Here is a 20,752-nt window from a genome sequence, read left to right as displayed (position 1 = left end):
GTATGCTTATATGCCCGAATTGCAAAAGTAAGGATATCGGCAAAATCGGCGTGAACCAATATTATTGCTGGGGCTGTTTTATTGAACTGACAGTGGCGAAAGGGAAGATTGCAACTCATCAGGTGGAAGAAGACGGAACGTTAAGCAGCTTGGATGATTTGTTTTCTGAGGATGAACGCAGCATCAATTTTTAATCATGAAAGGAGATGCGCAGGATGAATCGGACGATGACTTCTCTTTTGGCAATGGGAGCCGGAGCTCTCGTGTACCGAATGGCGACTCAATCTGACATGCTGAATAATCGAAGCATGAAGCGGATGAGAAGAAGAATTACGAAAATGTTTTAATGCAAAAAGGATACTCTCCAAAGAGTATCCTTTTCTATGTTTGCCGGACCTCGAGGCGTCTTGCTGCGAGTGAAAGGCTGTAGTTGACTGCGAAATACATAAGGGCCGCAAGTAAAAAGATCGGGAAAAAATAACTGCCGTCTGCGCTTTGGCCGTTAATAATTTGCGCGTTGTGAATCAGTTCAGGCAGGGCGATCACAACAGCGAGCGATGTATCTTTTAATAAAGAAATAAACTGGCTTACGATGGGCGGAACCATGCGGCGAAGCGCTTGCGGCATGACGATAAAGAACAGGGTCTGTGTATAGCTCAGCCCGGAGGAGCGCGCCGCTTCAATTTGTCCTTTGTCAATTGATTTCAGTCCGCTTCGGATAATTTCAGATAGCATAGCGGATTCAAAAATCGTTAGTGCTGTAATTGCAGCAGCTGTAATTTCAAGCTTAATCCCAATTTCCGGAAGGGCAAAAAACGTAAAGAAAATAATTAACAGCAAGGGGAGGTTTCTGATCGTTTCAACGAGAACTGCAATCAATTGAGAAAGAACGGGAACTTTCGCATAACGCAGGGTGCCTGCGATTAAACCGAAGAAAAAGCTCAGAATGATGGAGATGAAAGCAACGTACAAGGTGACGAGAAAGCCATCCCATAAAAACGCTAAATGCTCCTGTGAATAAGCACCGATGAAATCCAATGTAACTCACTCCTTATCAATAGCTTTTTTCCAGCCGTTTTTCCAGATAGTTAACACCGATGCTAAGCGGAATCGTCAGCACTAAGTAAAAAAGCGCCACAAAAATATAAACATCAAATACAACGAGTGTGCTCGACGAAACTAAATCGGCTTGGTACATAAGATCCAATCCGGCCACAACCCCAAGAATCGAAGAGTTTTTGACTAAGTTTAAAAATTGATTGCCTAAAGGCGGCATGACGATTTTGATTGCCTGCGGCAAAATGATATGGAGCATGGCTTGGCTGTAGGTAAAGCCTGACGAGCGTGCCGCTTCCATCTGCCCTTTTGAAACAGACTGGATGCCTGCTCTGATGGCTTCAGCGATAAACGCAGAGGTATAAATGGTGAGAGCAACCATTCCCGCTTGAAAACCGTCAAGCCTCAGGCCTGCGTTTGGAAGTCCGAAATAGAAAACAAAGGTAATTAAAAGAAGAGGGATGTTGCGGATGAATTCTACATATGCGGTCCCGAGCCATTGCAGCGGCTTAAAGACTGTTATTCTCATAACCGCTACAGCAACGCCGAGGACAAAACTGCCGGCCAGCGCGATAACACTTGCGAGCAAGGTATGGTAAAAACCGTCCATATACATGCTGAAGTTATCGAAAAGAATTGACACATTCATCTGCCTATTCACTCCTTATCAAATTGGGATGAGCATCGCCTGCTCATCCCGGGATGGTTGTTATTCAGCTGGGTCTTCTTTGATCCATTTTTTATAAATTTCATCGTATCTGCCATCCGACTTCATCTTTTTAAGTGAAGCGTTGATTTCTTTCGCGAGAGCAGATTGCCCTTTTTTCACGGCGATCCCGTAAGGCTCATCTGTAAAAGGCTTTCCTGTTAATTGATAATTTTTATTTTCATCAGCCATTCCATATAAAATCGCATTATCTGTGGTGAGGGCATCGCCTTGCCCCGATTTAAGGGCTGTAAAGGCTTCTGCGTAGTTTTCAAATTCTAAAACAGATGCTTCAGGCGCCTTTTCACGAATGTTTTGAGAGGAGGTGGAGCCTTTTACTGCAAGAACTTTTGAGCCTTTGCCAAGATTCTCGACACTCTTGATTTTGCTGCCTTTTTTCACGAGAAGCGATTGCCCGGCCTCGAAATAGACATCAGAAAAGTCAACTTCCTTTTTTCGTTCTTCAGTGATCGTCATCGTGGCGACAATGGCGTCGATATCCCCGTTTTGCAGCATAGGAATCCTTGTTTTTGAGGTGACCTCTTTAAATTCAGCTTTTTTCTCATCACCTAAAATGTCTTTAGCGATTTGTTTAGCAATATCAATATCAAAACCCTCAATCTCACCTGAGCTTGGATTTTTAAGACCGAACAGTCGAGTGTCCGTTTTTACACCGAAGACAATTTTGTCATTGTCTTTAATGGCGGCTAGCGTATCTTTTTTGTTCTCCTTTGAGGCTTCTCCGTTTGATCCCTTGCTGCCGCAAGCGGCAAGCAAGATGACAGCGAATAAAGAAATCAATGCTAAAGAAAAAATCTTTTTCATACAAGCTCCCCCATTTCTGTTTTAATGATTTAAAATACGGCTTAAGAATAAGCGGGCCCGTTCTTCCTTCGGGTTCGCGTAAAATTCAGCCGGCACTGCTTCTTCTAAAATTTTTCCTTCGTCAATGAAGACAATCCGGTCGGCAACTTCTTTGGCAAACCCCATTTCGTGTGTCACGACAACCATTGTCATGCCTTCTTTGGCGAGTGTTTTCATGACATCTAGCACCTCACCGATCATTTCAGGATCAAGTGCTGATGTCGGCTCGTCAAACAGCATGACCTCCGGCTTCATCGCCAGTCCTCTTGCGATGGCAACACGCTGCTGCTGCCCGCCGGAAAGCTGGGAAGGATAGGCGTCAGCCTTGTCTGGGATGCCGACTTTTTCAAGATAGTACCGCGCCGTTTCCTTTGCTTGTTCAGGTGATTGTCTAAGCACTTTTACCGGAGCCAGCATGATGTTCTGCAGCACTGTTTTATGCGGATATAAATGAAAGTGCTGAAACACCATCCCGATATTTTGCCGCACTTGATTGATATCAGTTTTTCTGTCGTTAATGGCGGTGCCGTTTACTGTGAGCACTCCCTCATTGATCGTCTCAAGTCTGTTGATGCATCTGAGCAATGTGCTTTTACCGGAACCGGATGGGCCGATGATAACAACGACTTCACCTTTTTCGATTTGAAGATTAATTTGTTTTAACACGTGAAAATCTCCGTAATGCTTGTTTACATTTTGAAATGTGATCATCGCAATCCTCCTATCAGAAAATTTGACCAAAAAAGTAAATGATCAAACTTTTCTGAAAATTAAAAGTGAAAAAATGTCCATGACTTCTGACTGACTAAAGAAACATAAAGAATAATTCCGTGTAAACCTCAAAAGATATAGGTGAGGTGAAAGCAGATGCTCCAAAAACCGGTGCAGCTTTTGTTGTGGGTGGCTATTTGTTTGCTGGTTCTGTTAACAGTCTATGTCTTTTTTATGCTTGATATGTTATGGTCACCCTTTTGGCTCGTCATAAAAACGATCTTTATTCCCTTGATCATTTCTATTTTTATATCTTATTTATTGCTTCCGGTCACGGAATGGCTGCATAGCAAAGGATTGCCTAGGACTTTGAGCATCTTGGTTATTTATGTTCTTTTTTTTGGCGGGATTGGCTGGGCGTTGTATAAAGGGGTGCCTGTTTTAATCGTGCAGCTGACGGATTTGTCAGAAAATATACCCATGTTTGCCGAAACGTATAACGGGCTTCTTCTTCATGTGCATAACCATACGGATGACTGGCCTGATGGTATGCATCACCGTATAGATAAAATGATCCGCCAGACGGAGGCGTTTTTTGCGGGAACGATCGAGGGTGCGATCAGCGGGATCCGCAATGTGCTTGATTACTTCTTAATTGCTGCAACAATCCCTTTTCTCGTGTTTTATATGGTGAAGGACATTGAATTAATGAAAAAGACAGTATGGTACTTGACTCCGAAGTCGTGGAGAAAGCGGGGCAGCGCCTTTTTGCGGGATGTGGATGATTCGCTTGGCGATTATATCCGCGGCCAGCTTTTGGTCTGCTTGATTCTTGGCGTGATTGCAGGCATTTCGTTCTGGGTATTTGGGCTTCCATATCCGCTGATACTTGGCCTTATCTCTGGAGTAACAAATGTCATCCCGTATTTTGGCCCTTTCATCGGAGCTGTTCCTGCGTTGTTAATTGCGATGACGATCTCAGTGAAGGCGGTTCTTGTTGTGGTGATTACGGTGTTTATTCTGCAGTTTATGGAAGGAAATATCCTCAGTCCGTTCATTGTCGGCAGAAGCCTTAAAATGCATCCGGTCGTTATCATGCTTGCACTCCTTGCCGGAGGGGAGCTTGCGGGAATCGTCGGGATGATTCTGGCTGTTCCTGCGACGGCTGTTTTAAAAGTAATGGTGATCCATTTTTTGCGGATGAGGACGGAGCATTGACATCGGCGTGCCGCTTGTCTATAATTTCTCGTAGAATACATACGAATCTCGAGTGACGGATCTGAGTACGCCGAAGCCCTGTTAAAGAGAGAAGCTCCATAAGCTGAAAGGAGCTTTATCAGAAGATCGGAGGAAGCTAATCCTGAGTGCAGTTAATCACTGCCGCTTATCCTGCGTTACAGGGTTAAAGGTGACGGGCGCATGAATGCCCGTAATCAGGGTGGTACCGCGAGACAGCTCTCGTCCCTGTGTAAACGTTGGTTTGCATAGGGGGAGGGCTTTTTTGCTGTCACTGAAGAGAATTTCGATTTTTATAGAGGAGGAAATACAATGAAACACTTAACTTCTGCGGAAGTGCGTCAAATGTTTTTGGATTTCTTTAAAGAAAAAGGACATGCGGTAGAGCCAAGCGCGTCATTAGTGCCTCATGAGGATCCTTCACTGCTTTGGATCAACAGCGGTGTTGCGACGCTGAAAAAATATTTTGACGGCCGTGTCGTGCCGGAAAATCCAAGAATCGTAAACGCTCAAAAAGCGATCAGAACAAACGATATAGAAAATGTAGGTAAAACTGCGCGCCATCACACTTTCTTTGAAATGCTCGGAAACTTTTCCATCGGCGATTATTTCAAAGAAGAAGCCATTACATGGGCTTGGGAGTTTTTAACGAGCGACAAGTGGATTGGCTTCGACAAAGAGCTTCTCTCTGTTACGGTTCATCCTGAAGATGAAGAGGCATATGAGTTTTGGGCGAAAAAAATCGGTATTCCTGAAGAAAGAATTATCCGTCTGGAAGGGAACTTCTGGGATATCGGTGAAGGGCCGAGCGGACCGAATACGGAAATCTTTTACGACCGCGGTGAAGCATACGGTAATGATCCAGAAGATCCGGAGCTTTACCCAGGCGGGGAAAACGACCGTTACCTGGAAGTATGGAACCTTGTGTTCTCAGAGTTCAACCATAACCCTGACGGCACGTACACACCGCTTCCAAAGAAAAACATTGATACAGGCATGGGTCTTGAAAGAATGGTATCTGTCATCCAGAATGTTCCAACAAACTTTGACACCGATTTGTTTGTTCCGATCATTAAAGCAACAGAATCGATTTCTGGTGAAACATATGGCAAAGACAATGTGAAAGACACTGCGTTTAAAGTGATTGCTGACCATATCAGAACGGTTGCCTTTGCTGTCAGTGACGGTGCGCTGCCGTCAAATGAAGGCCGCGGCTATGTATTAAGACGCTTATTACGCCGTGCCGTGCGTTATGCCAAAACGATCAACATCCATCGTCCGTTCATGTTTGATTTAGTGCCGGTTGTCGCAGAAATCATGGCTGATTTCTATCCTGAAGTGAAAGAGAAAGCGGATTTCATCGCAAAAGTCATTAAAACCGAGGAAGAACGCTTCCATGAGACCCTTAATGAAGGGCTTGCGATCCTGTCAGAAATGATCAAAAAAGAAAAAGACAAGGGCAGCAGCGTTATCTCAGGTGCTGATGTGTTTAAACTGTATGATACGTATGGATTCCCGGTTGAATTGACTGAAGAATACGCAGAAGACGAGAACATGACGGTTGACCATGAGGGCTTTGAGGAGGAAATGAACCAGCAGCGTGAACGGGCAAGAAACGCCCGCCAGGATGTAGGCAGCATGCAGGTGCAGGGCGGCGCACTGCGCGACGTGACAGATGAAAGCACATTTGTCGGCTATTCTCAAACCAAAGCTGATGCCAATATCATTGTGCTTCTTCGGGACGGCCAATTAATCGAAGAGGCTCATGAAGGAGAAAGCGTTCAAATCATTCTTGATGAAACACCGTTCTATGCAGAAAGCGGCGGCCAAATCGGCGATAAAGGCTATCTCCGAAACGAGCAGGCAGTTGTAAGAATTAAAGATGTTCAAAAAGCGCCGAACGGCCAGCATGTGCATGAAGGTGTTGTGGAGAGCGGTACTGTTCAAAAAGGCCTGCATGTTACGGCTGAAGTTGAAGACCATATGAGAAGCGGCGTCATTAAAAACCACACGGCAACGCATTTATTGCATCAGGCTCTAAAAGATGTTCTTGGAACTCATGTCAATCAGGCGGGCTCTCTTGTAACGGAAAACCGTCTTCGTTTTGACTTCTCGCACTTTGGCCAAGTGACAAAAGAAGAGCTCGAACAAATTGAAAGAATCGTAAACGAAAAGATCTGGGCGAGCATCCCGGTCAGCATTGATTTGAAACCGATCGCTGAAGCAAAAGAAATGGGTGCGATGGCACTGTTCGGCGAAAAATATGGCGATATTGTCCGTGTCGTTCAAGTTGGAAATTACAGCTTAGAGCTGTGCGGCGGCTGCCATGTCAGAAATACAGCAGAAATCGGCTTGTTTAAAATCGTTTCTGAATCCGGAATCGGAGCAGGCACAAGACGGATTGAAGCTGTAACGGGACAAGGCGCTTACGTCGAAATGAACAGCCAGATTTCTGTATTGAAGCAGACCGCTGACGAGCTGAAAACAAATATCAAAGAAGTGCCGAAACGGGTCGCGGCTCTGCAGGCTGAACTGAAGGAAGCACAAAGAGAAAATGAATCTCTTCTTGCAAAACTAGGCAACGTGGAAGCAGGAGCAATCCTGTCGAAAGTAAAAGAAGTTGACGGCGTAAACGTGCTTGCGGCAAAAGTAAATGCAAAAGACATGAATCATCTCCGCACTATGGTCGATGAACTCAAAGCAAAGCTTGGCTCTGCGGTGATCGTGCTTGGTGCGGTACAAAACGATAAAGTTAATATCTCTGCCGGAGTCACAAAGGACCTCATTGAGAAAGGACTTCACGCCGGCAAGCTGGTTAAACAAGCTGCGGAAGTTTGCGGCGGAGGCGGCGGAGGCCGTCCGGACATGGCGCAGGCAGGCGGCAAACAGCCGGAAAAATTAGAAGAAGCTTTGGCTTCTGTAGAAGATTGGGTGAAATCCGTTTTATAATTCGCCCATGTAGTGTAGAATGATGGTAAGATTAGGACCCCAGGCTGAACTTTGCCTGCGAATTTGGGAAAGAGGTGCAAAACGGTGAGCTCGTTTGATAAAACGATGAAATTTAATTTCTCCGATGATTCTGCTGAGACTAACGTAAATGAGGTGCTGATTACAGTGTATGACGCGCTTCAGGAAAAGGGCTACAATCCAATCAACCAGATTGTCGGATACTTGCTGTCAGGTGATCCCGCTTATATTCCTAGGCATCGTGACGCTCGCAATTTAATTCGCAAACTTGAAAGAGACGAATTAATCGAGGAATTGGTAAAGTCTTATTTAGAACAGCATAAAGAGGCGTAAATAAAGAATGAGAATATTAGGACTCGATTTAGGAACCAAAACACTCGGTGTAGCTCTGAGCGATGAAATGGGCTGGACTGCTCAAGGCATTGAGACCATAAAGATAAATGAAGCAGAAGGCGATTATGGTTTATCCCGTTTATCTGAACTGATAAAGGACTATACTATAGATAAAATCGTGCTCGGCTTTCCTAAGAACATGAACGGAACAGTCGGCCCGAGAGGCGAAGCCAGCCAAACATTTGCGAAAGTGCTTGAAACAACGTACAATGTTCCTGTTGTGCTGTGGGACGAGCGTCTTACCACAATGGCGGCTGAAAAAATGCTGATTGCAGCTGACGTCAGCAGGCAAAAACGAAAAAAAGTCATTGATAAAATGGCGGCTGTTATGATTTTACAAGGATATCTTGACAGCTTAAATTAAAGCCAGAGGTGAAGAAAATGGAACACGGCGAAAAAAATATTACAATTGTTGACGATCAAGGAAATGAACAGCTTTGTGAAGTGCTGTTTACATTTGAAAACGAAGAGTTTGGCAAGTCTTATGTCTTGTACTATCCAATCGAATCAAAAGATGACGAAGAAGTAGAAATTCTTGCTTCCAGCTTCACGCCAAACGAAGACGGTGAAAACGGTGAGCTATTCCCGATTGAAACTGACGAAGAATGGGATATGATCGAAGAAACACTAAACACATTCTTAGCGGACGAAGACGAAGAGTAAAACATCGCGCCAAACCAAAGCCGGAGCTATACTGCTCCGGCTTTTTTCTGCTTTATGCAGGCCTCTTTTTGTAATAAATTGCCGAAATACAATGAATCATGTAGTATAAGAGCTGATGGGAGGAGACCTAATGTATATCAATCAGCAAAAAAAATCGTTTTTTAATAAAAAAAGAATCATACTGTCTTCCATTGTTGTGCTGTTTCTCATCATTGGCGGGGCATTTTTATATGGGAAATCATTGCTTGAACCTGTTGAAAAAGACAGTAAAACGACAGTTAATATTAACATTCCGAGCGGTTCGTCTGTTTCAGCCATCGCATCGATATTAAAGAAAAATGATGTCATAAAAAGCGAGAAGGCGTTTCAGTACTATGTGAAATATAAAGGTGCTTCCGGGTTTCAGGCCGGATTCTACCATCTGAATAAAGGTATGGATTTAGATGCCATTATTCAGAAGCTGACAAGCGGGGCTGCAGGTTACGCTTTTCAAATCACAGTGACTGAGGGAGCACAGCTGACCCAAATCGCGGCTGCTATTGCTGATGAAACAAAATACTCTAAAAAACAAGTCATAGCGAAGCTGGACGATGAAACATTTATCAATCAGCTGAAGAAAGAATTCCCGGACACTGTGACAAATGATGTTTTCAATAAAAACATTAAGCACCCGCTTGAAGGGTACCTATTCCCGGCTACATACCCTTTTAACGATCCGGACACATCACTTGAAGACATTATCAAGGCAATGATTAAGCAGACAAATTCTTATGTGGAAACATATAAATCAGAAATGAAGAAAAACAAAGTTTCTGTGCATAAGCTGCTGACAATGGCTTCTTTGATAGAAGAAGAAGCGACTGAAAAAGCCGACCGCCATAAAATTGCGAGCGTCTTTTATAACCGCCTGAAAAAGAAAATGCCGCTCCAAACAGATCCGACCGTCCTGTACGCGGCAGGCAAGCATAAAGATCGGGTTCTTTATAAGGATCTGGAAATCGATTCACCATACAATACGTATAAAAACACAGGGCTGACGCCAGGGCCGATTGCCAATGCCGGCATGTCATCATGGGAAGCGGCGCTGCATCCGGATAAAACGGACTATCTGTATTTCTTGGCCAAATCAAATGGTGAGGTCGTATTTACAAAAACGCTAAAAGAGCATAATAAAGCAAAAGAAAAATACATTTCCTCAAAAAATGAGAAATAAAAGGAGAGCAAAAAGCTCTCCTTTTGTTCGCTTTCCGCAAGGTTTTATGATAAAATATATCGGGTTGTTTACCGATGTATCATGATGTATTCAGAGAGTGTCCTGCGCATAAGACTGGGGCACTCCTTTTTAGAACGGGAGGCTGTTTGTAGTGACTGACCGGTATGAACAAATAAATGACTATATAGAAGCATTATTAAAGCCTCGGCCGGATAACGTGAAGAAGCTTGAAGCATATGCAGAAGAACATCATGTCCCGATTATGGAAAAAGCGGGCATGGAGGTGCTGCTTCAAATTTTGTCTGTGAAACAGCCGAAAAAAATACTAGAAATCGGAACGGCCATTGGTTATTCAGCCATTCGAATGGCGCTGGAGCTGCCGTCTGCTGAAATATATACAATTGAACGCAATGAGAAACGGCATGAAGAAGCGGTAAACAATATCAAGGAATTTCAGCTTGATGACCGGATTCATGTTTTTTACGGAGATGCGCTTGAATTAGCCGACGCCGTTCATGTAACCGCGCCTTACGATGTCATTTTTATTGACGCTGCAAAAGGTCAGTATCAAAACTTTTTTCATTTATATGAACCGATGCTTTCACCGGACGGGGTGGTTATAACAGACAACGTGCTGTTTAAAGGTCTGGTGGCAGAGGATTACAGCAAAATAGAACCGAAGAGAAGGCGCAGGCTTGTAGCAAAAATTGATGAATATAATCATTGGCTGATGAATCATCCGGATTATCAAACTGCGATTATTCCTGTCGGGGACGGACTTGCGATTAGTAAAAAGAAGAGGTGAACGTCATGAAAAAACCAGAGCTCTTAGTGACGCCGACGAGTACAGCGGACATTTTGCCGCTCATACAGGCTGGGGCAACTGCGTTTTTAGTTGGGGAACAGAGATACGGCTTGAGATTAGCCGGAGAATTTTCTCGTGAAGATGTAACAAAAGCCGTAGAGATTGCTCACAAAGAAGGGGCAAAAGTATACGTTGCTGTAAATGCAATTTTCCATAATGATAAAGTGGGTGAGCTTGGCGAATATCTGGCTTTCTTAGCAGAAGTCGGTGTCGATGCAGCGGTATTCGGCGATCCTGCCGTGCTGATGGCTGCCCGTGAATCTGCGCCTGATCTGAAGCTTCATTGGAGCACAGAAACGACAGGTACCAACTATTATACATGCAACTACTGGGGACGCAAGGGTGCGGCGCGTTCTGTGCTTGCCAGAGAATTAAACATGGACAGCATTGTTGAGATTAAAGAAAATGCTGAAGTCGAAATTGAAATCCAGGTGCATGGAATGACGTGCATGTTCCAATCGAAGCGTTCTTTGATTGGAAACTATTTTGAATATCAGGGCAAAGTCATGGACATTGAAAGAAAGAAAAAAGAATCAGGCATGTTTTTACACGATAAAGAACGTGATAATAAATATCCGATTTTCGAAGATGAAAACGGCACTCACATCATGAGCCCGAACGATGTGTGCATCATTGATGAGCTCGAGGAATTGATAGATGCCGGAATTGATTCTTTCAAAATCGATGGTGTTTTGAAAACGCCTGAATACCTAATAGAAGTCACCAAAATGTACAGAGAAGCAATTGATTTGTGCGTGGAAAACCGTGACGAATACGAAGCGAAAAAAGAAGACTGGATCGAACGCATTGAAAGCATCCAGCCAGTAAACAGAAAAATTGATACCGGATTCTTCTTCAAGGAAACGGTTTATTAATCAAAAGGAGGTTAAGCTATGACTGCCGTAAATGATAAAATATCCACAATCGTTAATGGAAAGCGTGTGATTACGAAAAAGCCGGAGCTTCTCGCACCTGCGGGTAATCTTGAAAAGCTGAAAATCGCTGTTCATTACGGAGCGGACGCGGTCTTTATCGGGGGACAGGAATACGGGCTTCGCTCGAATGCCGATAACTTTACGATCGAAGAAATTGCAGAAGGCGTTGAATTCGCAAAGAAATATGGCGCGAAGATCTACGTAACAACGAATATTTTCGCCCATAATGAAAACATGGACGGGCTTGAAGACTATTTAAAAGCGCTTGGAGACGCCAACGTTGCCGGTATTATTGTGGCAGATCCGCTTATTATTGAAACATGCCGCAGAGTGGCGCCGAATGTTGAGGTTCACTTGAGCACACAGCAGTCTCTTTCAAACTGGAAGGCTGTCCAGTTCTGGAAGGAAGAAGGTCTCGACCGCGTCGTGCTGGCACGTGAAACAAGCGCCCTTGAAATCAGAGAAATGAAAGAAAAGGTAGATATCGAAATCGAATCCTTCATTCATGGCGCAATGTGTATTGCATATTCCGGCCGCTGCGTGCTGAGCAATCACATGACAGCGCGGGATTCCAATCGCGGAGGCTGCTGCCAGTCATGCCGCTGGGATTATGATCTCTATCAAACAGACGGTGCCAACGCCGTTGCTTTGTATGGTGAAGAAGATGCACCATTTGCGATGAGCCCGAAAGATTTGAAGCTGATTGAATCCATTCCGAAAATGATTGAAATGGGGATCGACAGCTTAAAGATTGAAGGCCGTATGAAATCCATTCACTATGTAGCAACTGTTGTCAGCGTATACCGCAAAGTAATCGATGCTTATTGCGCTGATCCAGAGAACTTTGTGATTCAAAAAGAATGGCTTGAAGAGCTTGATAAGTGCGCCAACAGGGACACTGCGACAGCTTTCTTTGAAGGAACGCCAGGCTATGAGGAGCAAATGTTCGGCGAACACGCCAAGAAAACGACATATGATTTTGTCGGCTTAGTGCTGAATTATGATGAAGATACACAAATGGTCACGCTTCAGCAGCGCAATTTCTTCAAAAAAGGCGACGAAGTGGAATTTTTCGGTCCAGAAATCGAAAACTTTACACATACGATTGAAACCATTTGGGACGAAGACGGAAATGAGCTAGATGCTGCCCGCCATCCCCTGCAAATTGTCAAATTCAAACTAGACAAAAAGATTTATCCGAGCAACATGATGAGAAAGGGGAAGTAACAGCCCATGGGTAAGAATCCAGTAGTCATTGGAATCGCAGGAGGTTCCGGTTCAGGAAAAACGAGTGTCACACGGTCCATTTATGAACAATTTAAAGGACACTCAATTTTAATGATCCAGCAGGACCTTTATTATAAAGACCAAAGCCATCTTCCGTTTGAAGAAAGGCTGAACACAAACTATGATCATCCGCTTGCGTTTGATAATGACTATTTAATCGAGCATATTCAGGATCTATTGAATTACCGCCCGATTGAAAAGCCGATTTATGACTATAAGCTTCACACACGTTCAGAAGAAACGGTTCACGTAGAGCCAAAGGATGTTATTATCCTTGAAGGCATTCTTGTTCTTGAAGACAAAAGGCTTCGTGATCTGATGGATATCAAGCTTTATGTTGATACGGACGCTGACTTGCGTATCATCAGACGGATTATGAGAGATATTAATGAGCGCGGACGCTCTATTGATTCTGTCATTGAACAATATGTGTCAGTGGTCCGTCCGATGCATAACCAATTCGTCGAGCCGACGAAACGATACGCTGATATTATTATCCCGGAAGGCGGTCAGAATCACGTCGCAATTGATCTGATGGTCACAAAAATTCAAACCATTCTTGAACAAAACGCGATTTTGTAATACCATAGCATAGACATAAATAACTCTGACCATATTATGTATAGGCAGGAAGGGAATGTGCGAATTCCCTTCTTTCCCTGTTTATAAACGCGAAATATTTGCAGAACGACACGATTCAGTTTAAGATAAACAGTACCTATATGGGAGAGAAGAACGAGGACTGCCCTGTGTTCTCATTCTTGTATTTTTTAGTTTATGCTCTCATACATAATCGAAGATGTTGAGGGACAACCAGAAGGAGTGAAGGGACATGGCACAAGAGAAAGTATTTCCTATGACTGCAGAAGGAAAACAAAAACTTGAACAAGAATTAGAATATTTGAAAACGGTTAAACGAAAAGAAGTAGTAGAGCGAATCAAAATTGCGAGAAGCTTCGGAGACCTTTCCGAGAACTCTGAATACGATTCAGCGAAAGAAGAGCAGGCATTTGTAGAGGGCCGCGTGACGACTCTTGAAAATATGATTCGCAATGCGAAAATCATTGAAGATGACGGCGGCTCTAACGTTGTCGGTTTGGGTAAAACCGTCACTTTCGTCGAACTGCCTGACGGTGATGAAGAATCATATACGATCGTCGGAAGCGCGGAAGCTGACCCGTTTGAAGGGAAAATCTCAAACGACTCACCGATCGCAAAAAGCCTCTTGGGCAAAAAAGTAGATGAAGAAGTCACAGTACAAACACCGGGCGGAGAAATGCTCGTGAAAATTGTGAAAATTTCATAATATTTGTTTAGCAGCGAAACACCTCGTCCACAATGTGGGTGAGGTGTTTTTTTATGAAGATATCGAAACGAATGAAGCTGGCAGTCATTGCATTTTTGATTGTATTTTTTCTGCTTCTGCTGAGGCTTGCAGAAATCCAGCTGTTTTTCACAGAATCATTTTCTAAAAAGAAAATTAATTTGATTCAAGAAAGCGTGAAACAGCGGACGGAGGAAGTGCTCATTTCAGATGGAAGAGGCTCTTTTTTAGATCGAAACGGGCGGGCGCTGACAGGACAAAGCGAGCCTGCGGTTGTTTTGTTCCCTTTTCTGCTGACGCAGGATTGGCCGATCAAAAAAGTTGCGGACATCCTCGGCATGTCTGAAGATGATTTGCGCCAGACACTAGGTAAGGCAAAAAAACCGGTCATTTTGCAGCAAAAGAAAATCAAAACACTTTCAAAACAATCTATCACAAAAATCAATTCTTTGAAATATCCCGGCATTTACGGCGTATATATGGAGAATGAAGACAAGCCCAGCCTTGCTTCACATACGATAGGGAGCACGAACCAAGATCCGGCGCTGCTTCGCAAGAAATATCCTGACAAGGAGAGCCTTCCGATTACAACAGAAATCGGAACAACCGGTTTAGAACGGACATTTGACGAGTTTTTGCTTCCGGAACAAGACACAAAGCTTTTATATCATGTGGACGGAAAAGGAAACCCTTTGTTTGGCATGGACGTCAAATATACAGCTGAAGCCAATACATTTTATCCGCTCCAGGTCAAAACAACGATCGATCAAAGCATTCAAAAAGCGATGGAGGAGGTATTGGATGAACAGGGGCTGAAAAAGGGAGGAGCTGTGCTGCTGGACATCGAAAATAGCAGTGTTCTGGGAATTGTAAGCAAACCAGATGCGGACGTGTCCCGGCAAAACACACTTCAAAATTATATGCTGACGCCAATCTATCCCGGATCAGTTTTTAAAACAGTCATTGCCGCAGCTGCAATCGAAAATAATATGGTGAAGCCTAGTCAAACCTTTAATTGCAATTTAAACCTGTACGGGGAACCGGGGGACGACAAAGGAACCTTGTCTTTTGATGAAAGTTTTGCCCAAAGTTGTAATTACACATTTACGAGTCTTGCAGAACAATTAATGAAAAAAGACAGCTCGGTTATTGAAGATATGTCCGAGAAGCTGGCTCTCACTGATCGGGCAGGCTGGGAGGGAAAACTGTACCACGAAACCGATTTCCGCCAGCTGTATAACGAAAAAAGCGGCGTGATTTGGGGGGATGAAAAAGACAAATCAGTCAAAAAAGCCATTGCGCAAACAGCAATCGGGCAGAAAAATGTAAAGGTAACGCCGCTGGAGGTAGCCAATATGATGGCGACAATCGCCCGCGGCGGAGAAAAACGGCAGGTGAAAATTGCCGAACAAATTGAGTATAAGAACGGCACAACGCTCGTTACGTTTAAAGATCAGAAGCTCAAAGGGGAAACGATAGACAAATATACGTCACAGCAGCTTCAAAAAATACTGCGGCGGGTAGTAGAATCTCCTTCCGGAACGGGCAGAAGGTTTCAAGATCTTCCGTATACTGTAGCAGGGAAGTCGGGCACAGCCCAGACAGGCAAGCTTTCAAAAGAGAAGGAAACGCTCTATGAAAAATGGTTTGCCGGATATTTTCCCGCGGATAAGCCGAAATACGCTCTGGTTGTTTTACACATGGATATACCGGGAGATAAGGCTCTGACAAATTCGGTGTTTTATGATATTGTTAAAAAAGTACACGAAATTGAAATCAATCAGAAATAGAACAACTTCTCAGCACATGTTAAAATATATGCTGAGCCAAGAGGGATAAAGGAGTGCAGAATTATTGAGCAATAATCAATCTCGTTATGAAAATCGTGATAAACGCAGAAAAGCCAATTTAGTGCTTAACATTTTAATCGCAATCGTATCCATACTAATTGTCGTAGTAGCAGCGAATCTCTTCATTAACAGTCCTTCTAGCAAAGATGTCAGCAAGGATTCTGAAACGACGCAAAAACAGGAATCTCCGGCTTCAGGAAAGACGGAAAAGAAATCGGATGAGGATATAAAAGACAGCAAGAAAGATACATCTGACAGTGAAAAGGATTCTGAGAAGTCTTCTGACTCTGATTCCAAAAAAGATGATTCTCCTTCTAAAAAAGATGACTCTGATTCAGATTCAAGCTCAGATTCAGCCGGTGACGGGCTTAAAGATGCAAAAGTAACAGAAGGCGGCTCATCGAGCGATGTGGAAAAAACGTATGAAAATCCTGACTGGAAAGCAGTCGGAACTGAGCAGACTGGCGAGCATGCCGCTACTTATGATTCAAGCTCACAAGACTGGGCTGAGATGCTGAAAGCCATTTCGTACGCAACTGGTGTCTCAACAGATAACATGACGGTGCTCTGGCTCGGAAATAACGGCAGCCCTCAGGATGCCAAAGGCAAAATTTTGGACAAGGCGACTGGGAATAAATATCAAGTCACGATTACATGGGTCGATGAAAAAGGCTGGAAGCCGACAAAAGTAGAAAAGCTAAAATAAACAAAAGCAGCCGGGTTAAAACCGGCTGCTTTTGTTTTAGGCTTCAGCTGCGAAATGAACTACCGCGCTGTACAATATTCTTCCTTCTGCCACAGCAGTTTGGTGTGAAACAGATTTCACCCGGAGCATGATGGCTTTATTGTTTTCAATTTGTGTATTGATTTTCTTTTCAAGCTCCTGCAATGAAGCCGCTTCAAAAAATTCCACTTTGTCTTTAATCAGATCTAATTGAAAATTCATGTCTTGACCCTCCAGCTTTCACAAGTCATATGAAGTATAAGCTTTTTTGCGGTCAATGCGCAATATGAGATGGCATAAAATACACAAAGTGTTTTAGTACCTGCTTTTCAGAAGATGTGGTATTATAGGAACTGTTCCATCATTAATTCATAGTATGCTTATAGGAATTATTAAATATGGAGTGTGACAAATATGGGACGTGAATTTATCCCTCTCTTTGAAGATTGGGCAGCAACTTATGATCAAACAGTAAAAGGTTTAGATATTCAGTATAAAGAAGCGTTCAGAGGCTACGATCATATCCTTGATGCCATCGTCAGCAAATCTGGAACGCATGTGTTAGAATTTGGCCCGGGGACAGGGAATTTGACAGCTAAGCTGCTCGATGCAGGCAAAACTGTATTTGGAATCGAACCTTCTCCAGCAATGCGTAAACTGGCTTCTGACAAGCTCTCAGGCAGGACGGAAATCGTTGATGGAGACTTCCTGACATTCCCTGAGCCGCCATTTCAGGCTGATACGATTGTCAGTTCATATGCTTTTCATCATTTGACTGACGAAGAAAAGCGGGCTGCCATAAAGCAATATGGCAAATACCTTCACTTGCATGATAAAATAGTGTTTGCCGATACCGTCTTTGAAAATGCGCAAGCGTATCAACAGGCTATCGATAAAGCCCGTTCTCAAGGCTTTTATCAGCTTGCAAATGATTTAGAGACAGAGCATTATCCTACATTGGATGCGTTGAAAGAAATGTTTACAGCTGAAGGTTTTGCAGTCCGATTCACTCAGCAAAACGACTTCGTGTGGATAATGGAGGCGATCAAACGGTAAAGTGAAGGGAATGTGAATAGATGAGACTAGCAGTCATCGGAGCAATGGAAGAGGAAGTTACCATCTTAAGAAACAAACTTGAAAATGCAAAAACAGAAACGATCGCACACTGTGAATTTACAACAGGCAAATATGAAGGAACTGAAGTGATTCTTTTAAAATCAGGAATTGGAAAAGTAAATGCTGCGATCAGCACGACGCTTCTGCTTGACCGTTACAAGCCTGATTATGTCATTAACACAGGCTCAGCCGGCGGATTTCATCATACATTGAATGTAGGGGATGTCGTTATTTCCACTGACGTTCGCCACCATGATGTAGACGTAACGGCTTTTGACTATGAATACGGCCAAGTGCCGGGTCTTCCGGCTGCTTATGCGGCGGATGAAAAGCTGATCAGCATCACTGAAGAAGCGGTATCTGAACTCGACGGCATTCAGGTTGCAAAAGGAACGATTGCAACAGGCGATTCTTTCATGAACGATCCGAAGCGGGTTGAAGAGGTGCGTGCGAGATTTTCTGATCTGTACGCGGTTGAAATGGAGGCTGCGGCAGTGGCTCAAGTATGCCATCAATTTAAAACGCCGTTTGTCGTCATCAGAGCGTTATCAGATATCGCAGGAAAAGAATCACATGTTTCATTTGACCAATTTTTAGAGCAGGCGGCTGTTCATTCAACAGAGCTTGTGTTAAAGGTGATCAAACGAATTCATTAAAACGGGGAGAACGTTCTCCTCCGTTTTTCTCTAAAAACAACCTCTATTAAGGAGGAGGACATATATGACAGTGATTACGGACATTACCGAGCTGATTGGGAATACACCGCTTCTCCGCTTGAAGAACTTTGATGTTCCAGAAGGAGTCGCGGTGTATGCCAAGCTTGAAATGATGAATCCAGGGGGAAGCATCAAAGACAGACTGGGAGATATGCTGATTCGTGACGCGCTCGATTCAGGCAAAGTGAAACCCGGCGGAGTGATTATAGAAGCTACGGCAGGCAATACAGGGATCGGCCTTGCGTTAAGTGCCAGAAAATATGGGCTGAAAGCGATTTTCTGTGTCCCTGAACATTTCAGCAGAGAGAAACAGCAAATTATGCAAGCGCTTGGCGCATCAATCATTCATACACCGCGTCAAGACGGAATGCAGGGAGCCATACAAAAAGCCATTCAGCTGGAGACTGAAATTGAAAATTCTTATTGCGTTTTGCAATTTAAAAACCGAGTAAATCCATCGACTTACTATAAGACGCTTGGACCTGAAATGTGGGAAGCGCTTGACGGGAATATTCATACATTTGTCGCAGGGGCAGGATCAGGGGGCACATTCGCAGGGACAGCTTCCTTCTTAAAAGAAAAAAATCCAGCAGTCAAAACGGTGATTGTTGAACCGGAGGGCTCGATTTTAAACGGAGGAGAGCCCCACGCTCATAAAACAGAGGGCATCGGCATGGAGTTTATCCCCGATTATATGGATAAGAGCCATTTTGACGAGATCTACACCGTAACAGATGAGAATGCGTTTAGACTTGTGAAAGAAGCGGCAGAAAAAGAAGGCCTGCTGATCGGAAGCTCTTCAGGTGCAGCGCTTTATGCGGCATTGGAGGAAGCAAAAAAAGCATCCGCTGGAACTAATATTGTCACAGTATTTCCTGACAGCAGCGATCGATATATCAGCAAACAAATATACGAAGGAGGCATCTGATATGAAGAAAAAAACATTGATGATACATGGCGGAATCACAGGTGATGAGAAAACAGGCGCAGTTTCCGTGCCGATTTATCAAGTAAGCACGTACAAGCAGCCGAAAGCAGGGCAGCATACAGGCTACGAGTATTCAAGAACGGCCAATCCGACTCGAACCGCTCTCGAAGCACTTGTGACAGAACTGGAAAGCGGGGAAGCAGGCTATGCGTTCAGCTCAGGAATGGCTGCCATTACAGCAGTTATGATGCTGTTTAACAGCGGAGATCATGTCGTGTTGACTGATGATGTGTACGGCGGAACATATCGCGTGATGACAAAGGTGCTTAACCGTCTTGGCATTGAATCAACATTTGTTGATACGAGCAGCAGGGAAGAAGTTGAAAAAGCGATTCGCCCTAATACAAAAGCCATTTATATTGAAACTCCGACAAACCCGTTGCTCAAAATCACCGACCTGACGCTCATGGCTGATATCGCAAAAAAAGCGGGTGTTCTGCTTATCGTAGACAATACCTTTAATACTCCTTATTTTCAACAGCCGCTTACTTTAGGCGCTGATATCGTACTGCACAGTGCGACAAAATATCTTGGCGGACACAGTGATGTCGTCGGAGGTTTAGTTGTGACAGCTTCGAAAGAGCTTGGAGAAGAGCTGCATTTTGTGCAAAACTCCACAGGCGGCGTGCTCGGCCCTCAAGATTCCTGGCTGTTAATGAGAGGAATCAAAACGTTGGGACTCAGAATGGAAGCGATCGATCAAAATGCGCGGAAAATCGCAAGCTTTCTTGAGAATCACCCTGCTGTCCAAACGTTATATTACCCTGGTTCTTCAAATCATCCCGGACATGAGCTTGCAAAAACGCAAGGATCGGGCTTCGGCGGCATGATCTCCTTTGATATTGGCAGTGAAGAACGGGTTGATGCGTTTTTAGGAAATCTGAAACTGTTTACCATTGCTGAAAGCCTAGGGGCGGTTGAAAGCTTAATTTCTGTTCCTGCAAGAATGACACATGCCTCTATTCCGAGAGAACGCCGGCTTGAGCTCGGCATTACGGACGGCTTGATCAGAATTTCTGTAGGAATTGAAGATGCGGAAGACTTGTTGGAAGATATCGGCCAAGCGCTTGAAAATATATAACAAATGGATAGAATTACTTTCTCTGTAAGCCGCCGGATTATATTATAATAGTCGTAT

General features: G+C 43.9%; 24 protein-coding genes. 19 read left to right on the top strand and 5 right to left on the bottom strand.

What is annotated here, in order from left to right; genetic code table 11:
* Positions 1-2 precede the first annotated feature (2 nt).
* A complete protein-coding gene (locus NSU05_RS13670; RefSeq protein ID WP_003225893.1) occupies positions 3-194 on the top strand; it encodes a hypothetical protein in 192 nt (63 codons plus the stop codon).
* Between the two features lie 21 nt (positions 195-215).
* The gene (locus tag NSU05_RS13665; protein WP_003229780.1) at positions 216-347 is read left to right on the top strand and encodes a YrzQ family protein; all 132 of its coding nucleotides are present in this window, start codon (positions 216-218) and stop codon (positions 345-347) included.
* A 34-nt stretch (positions 348-381) separates the two neighbouring features.
* On the opposite strand, the gene NSU05_RS13660 is transcribed toward NSU05_RS13665, so the two are convergent.
* The 4 genes from NSU05_RS13660 to NSU05_RS13645 are packed head-to-tail and all read right to left on the bottom strand — an operon-like array spanning position 382 to position 3,337.
* Positions 382-1,038, bottom strand: coding sequence for an amino acid ABC transporter permease (locus tag NSU05_RS13660; RefSeq protein WP_003229784.1), 657 nt, complete (start codon positions 1,036-1,038; stop codon positions 382-384).
* 16 nt (positions 1,039-1,054) lie between these two features.
* Positions 1,055-1,705, bottom strand: a complete 651-nt coding sequence (locus NSU05_RS13655; protein WP_038429394.1) for an amino acid ABC transporter permease — start codon at positions 1,703-1,705, stop codon at positions 1,055-1,057.
* Positions 1,706-1,765: 60 nt separating this feature from the next.
* On the bottom strand, positions 1,766-2,587 hold the full coding sequence (gene glnH / locus NSU05_RS13650; protein WP_038429393.1) for a glutamine ABC transporter substrate-binding protein GlnH: 822 nt from the start codon (positions 2,585-2,587) through the stop codon (positions 1,766-1,768).
* Between the two features lie 21 nt (positions 2,588-2,608).
* Positions 2,609-3,337: an amino acid ABC transporter ATP-binding protein gene (locus NSU05_RS13645; protein ID WP_017696070.1), complete on the bottom strand. Its 729-nt coding sequence runs from the start codon at positions 3,335-3,337 to the stop codon at positions 2,609-2,611.
* 156 nt (positions 3,338-3,493) lie between these two features.
* On the opposite strand from NSU05_RS13645, the gene NSU05_RS13640 reads away from it, so the two are divergent.
* From NSU05_RS13640 to NSU05_RS13580, 13 genes are all read left to right on the top strand, one after another.
* Complete coding sequence (locus NSU05_RS13640; RefSeq protein ID WP_038429392.1) at positions 3,494-4,555, top strand: AI-2E family transporter; 1,062 nt, start codon at positions 3,494-3,496, stop codon at positions 4,553-4,555.
* Positions 4,556-4,885: 330 nt separating this feature from the next.
* Positions 4,886-7,522 (top strand): alanine--tRNA ligase, encoded by a 2,637-nt coding sequence (gene alaS, locus NSU05_RS13635; protein WP_038429391.1) that lies wholly within the window; start codon positions 4,886-4,888, stop codon positions 7,520-7,522.
* 84 nt (positions 7,523-7,606) lie between these two features.
* Positions 7,607-7,873: an IreB family regulatory phosphoprotein gene (locus NSU05_RS13630; RefSeq protein WP_003225903.1), complete on the top strand. Its 267-nt coding sequence runs from the start codon at positions 7,607-7,609 to the stop codon at positions 7,871-7,873.
* A gap of 7 nt (positions 7,874-7,880) precedes the next feature.
* Positions 7,881-8,297, top strand: coding sequence for a Holliday junction resolvase RuvX (gene ruvX / locus NSU05_RS13625; protein WP_003229795.1), 417 nt, complete (start codon positions 7,881-7,883; stop codon positions 8,295-8,297).
* 17 nt (positions 8,298-8,314) lie between these two features.
* The gene (locus tag NSU05_RS13620) at positions 8,315-8,596 is read left to right on the top strand and encodes a DUF1292 domain-containing protein (RefSeq protein WP_003246199.1); all 282 of its coding nucleotides are present in this window, start codon (positions 8,315-8,317) and stop codon (positions 8,594-8,596) included.
* 130 nt (positions 8,597-8,726) lie between these two features.
* Positions 8,727-9,809 carry an endolytic transglycosylase MltG gene (gene mltG, locus NSU05_RS13615; RefSeq protein WP_029318172.1) on the top strand — a complete coding sequence of 361 codons (1,083 nt, stop codon included), beginning with the start codon at positions 8,727-8,729 and terminating at the stop codon, positions 9,807-9,809.
* 151 nt (positions 9,810-9,960) lie between these two features.
* The gene (locus NSU05_RS13610; RefSeq protein ID WP_015251578.1) at positions 9,961-10,614 is read left to right on the top strand and encodes an O-methyltransferase; all 654 of its coding nucleotides are present in this window, start codon (positions 9,961-9,963) and stop codon (positions 10,612-10,614) included.
* Positions 10,615-10,619: 5 nt separating this feature from the next.
* Complete coding sequence (locus NSU05_RS13605; RefSeq protein WP_038429389.1) at positions 10,620-11,549, top strand: peptidase U32 family protein; 930 nt, start codon at positions 10,620-10,622, stop codon at positions 11,547-11,549.
* An 18-nt stretch (positions 11,550-11,567) separates the two neighbouring features.
* Positions 11,568-12,836, top strand: coding sequence for a U32 family peptidase (locus NSU05_RS13600; protein ID WP_003229802.1), 1,269 nt, complete (start codon positions 11,568-11,570; stop codon positions 12,834-12,836).
* 6 nt (positions 12,837-12,842) lie between these two features.
* On the top strand, positions 12,843-13,478 hold the full coding sequence (gene udk, locus NSU05_RS13595) for a uridine kinase (protein WP_003225916.1): 636 nt from the start codon (positions 12,843-12,845) through the stop codon (positions 13,476-13,478).
* A gap of 250 nt (positions 13,479-13,728) precedes the next feature.
* Positions 13,729-14,202 (top strand): transcription elongation factor GreA, encoded by a 474-nt coding sequence (gene greA / locus NSU05_RS13590; protein WP_004399078.1) that lies wholly within the window; start codon positions 13,729-13,731, stop codon positions 14,200-14,202.
* A 53-nt stretch (positions 14,203-14,255) separates the two neighbouring features.
* Positions 14,256-16,010 (top strand): penicillin-binding protein 2, encoded by a 1,755-nt coding sequence (locus NSU05_RS13585; RefSeq protein ID WP_038429388.1) that lies wholly within the window; start codon positions 14,256-14,258, stop codon positions 16,008-16,010.
* 64 nt (positions 16,011-16,074) lie between these two features.
* Entirely contained in the window at positions 16,075-16,776 is a 702-nt protein-coding gene (locus NSU05_RS13580; RefSeq protein ID WP_038429387.1) for a YrrS family protein, read from the top strand.
* Between the two features lie 36 nt (positions 16,777-16,812).
* Here NSU05_RS13580 and NSU05_RS13575 read toward each other — a convergent pair whose 3' ends face one another.
* The gene (locus NSU05_RS13575; RefSeq protein ID WP_014477495.1) at positions 16,813-17,016 is read right to left on the bottom strand and encodes a YrzA family protein; all 204 of its coding nucleotides are present in this window, start codon (positions 17,014-17,016) and stop codon (positions 16,813-16,815) included.
* 192 nt (positions 17,017-17,208) lie between these two features.
* Here NSU05_RS13575 and NSU05_RS13570 point away from each other — a divergent pair, with 192 nt between their 5' ends.
* The 4 genes from NSU05_RS13570 to NSU05_RS13555 all read left to right on the top strand — a co-directional run bounded on the left by NSU05_RS13570 (position 17,209) and on the right by NSU05_RS13555 (position 20,695).
* On the top strand, positions 17,209-17,850 hold the full coding sequence (locus NSU05_RS13570; RefSeq protein ID WP_015251582.1) for a class I SAM-dependent methyltransferase: 642 nt from the start codon (positions 17,209-17,211) through the stop codon (positions 17,848-17,850).
* A gap of 20 nt (positions 17,851-17,870) precedes the next feature.
* Complete coding sequence (gene mtnN, locus NSU05_RS13565; protein ID WP_038429386.1) at positions 17,871-18,566, top strand: 5'-methylthioadenosine/S-adenosylhomocysteine nucleosidase; 696 nt, start codon at positions 17,871-17,873, stop codon at positions 18,564-18,566.
* 64 nt (positions 18,567-18,630) lie between these two features.
* Positions 18,631-19,554, top strand: a complete 924-nt coding sequence (locus NSU05_RS13560; RefSeq protein WP_014477492.1) for an O-acetylserine dependent cystathionine beta-synthase — start codon at positions 18,631-18,633, stop codon at positions 19,552-19,554.
* 1 nt (position 19,555) lies between these two features.
* Positions 19,556-20,695: a bifunctional cystathionine gamma-lyase/homocysteine desulfhydrase gene (locus tag NSU05_RS13555; protein ID WP_017696065.1), complete on the top strand. Its 1,140-nt coding sequence runs from the start codon at positions 19,556-19,558 to the stop codon at positions 20,693-20,695.
* The last annotated feature ends 57 nt before the right edge of the window (positions 20,696-20,752 follow it).

Source organism: Bacillus sp. EU52 (assembly GCF_037964975.1).
In the GTDB taxonomy this organism is placed as follows: domain Bacteria; phylum Bacillota; class Bacilli; order Bacillales; family Bacillaceae; genus Bacillus; species Bacillus subtilis.
Note: the sequence above shows the minus strand (reverse complement) of the source record. Positions and strands in the feature narration are given on the sequence as shown.